This is a genomic window from Acidithiobacillus sp. TH-A36 (genome assembly GCF_057473445.1).
Map to the genome: position 1 here is coordinate 1 of NZ_JBYCKP010000359.1, position 1,296 is coordinate 1,296.

The 1,296-nt window shown below is 51.0% G+C and carries 1 protein-coding gene; it reads right to left on the reverse strand.

Annotation, left to right across the window (positions count from 1 at the left end; genetic code table 11):
• Positions 1-490: 490 nt before the first annotated feature.
• Positions 491-1,296: penicillin-binding transpeptidase domain-containing protein (locus AC2VLY_RS09560; RefSeq protein WP_486893697.1), on the reverse strand; the 806-nt coding region annotated here is incomplete at its 5' end.

A 1,296-nucleotide genomic window follows, 5' to 3' on the forward strand; every position in this document is an offset into this window, starting at 1 on the left:
GCCAATGCCATGGGAATATGGGGAAACCAGTGATCCAGATATAAAACCGCACGCGCCTTGGCCGCAAATCGAAATAACCTCTGGCGCAAAGACAGGCGCATTACATCAGGAATTCGAATCATGGCAGTTCCTCAGGCTCTATTCTTACTTATTCAGTTAATGGCGTTGCAGCAACACTAACCCTACAGACATAATCAACGCAATAAAAAGCCCGACAGGTCTTTAATAAACGAACGAATAGATGAGGCGTTGAACCGGCTTTGCACACAGGGTGACGCAAAGCCGCAAATAATGCTTGATCAGGCACTGTGCTCGTTGTCATCTGGATCAGCCGGACCAAAAGTAGTCCGCATACCCGCATACATGGCAACAACCCACAAAGCGCCCAGAACAATAAAAGTAGCATAAAACATGATAGTGATTCCTTCTTCTGTAAGCTGATATTCAAGTATATCAGTAGACCGTAATCATCGGGAACAGTTCAAAGAGATCAACCAAAGGCCTGGGCGGGGTTCACGACAATATTGGTGAAATCCCGTAATTTCATTTTGGGACGCAAGTCACTCAAAATAGCCGCCTTGGCCACCGGAAGCGCTTGCCAGGCATTGTTCCCGCCATCCTCTACTATTGCCGCCACCGCAATTTGCGGATGATGGAGTGGCGCCCAACCGATGAAAAGAGAGTCATCATTATAAATTGTGCGACCATCCTGATAACCGATGGGCACTTCGGCTGTTCCGGTTTTACCGGCCATGGACAAACCCGGCGTTGCCATGCTTTTACAAGTACCCTGCGTTACACAGGCTGCCATCCCCTTGCGCACGGCCTGTAGAGCAAAGGCAGGAATATGCAGATTCTTGGCAGGCGGAATTGCTAAAGGCTGCCGCACCCCGGTTTCCGGATTAATAAGTGCGCTTACCACATGCAAGGAGGGTAAATATCCGCCGTTGGCTATGGCTGACACGGCACGCACCAATTGCAGTGGCGTCACCAACAAGTAGCCTTGTCCAATACCCAGAATCACCGAATCGCCGGTGTACCAGGGCTGATGAAAATGCGCTTCTTTCCAGCGCGGCGTCGGCACGAAACCGTTGGCGCTACCGGGAGTATCAATGGGCGCCGGGTGGCCAAAGCCAAAACGCCAGAGAGCCGCATCCTGACGTTGAATACCCATTTTGATAGCCAGCTTGTAAAAAAACACGTCTACCGACCAGGCCAGCGCCTTGGTCAAACCGGTTTCACCGAAGCCCGAGCGATACCAGTCCCAGTAAACATGACCACCCAGACGGATATAAC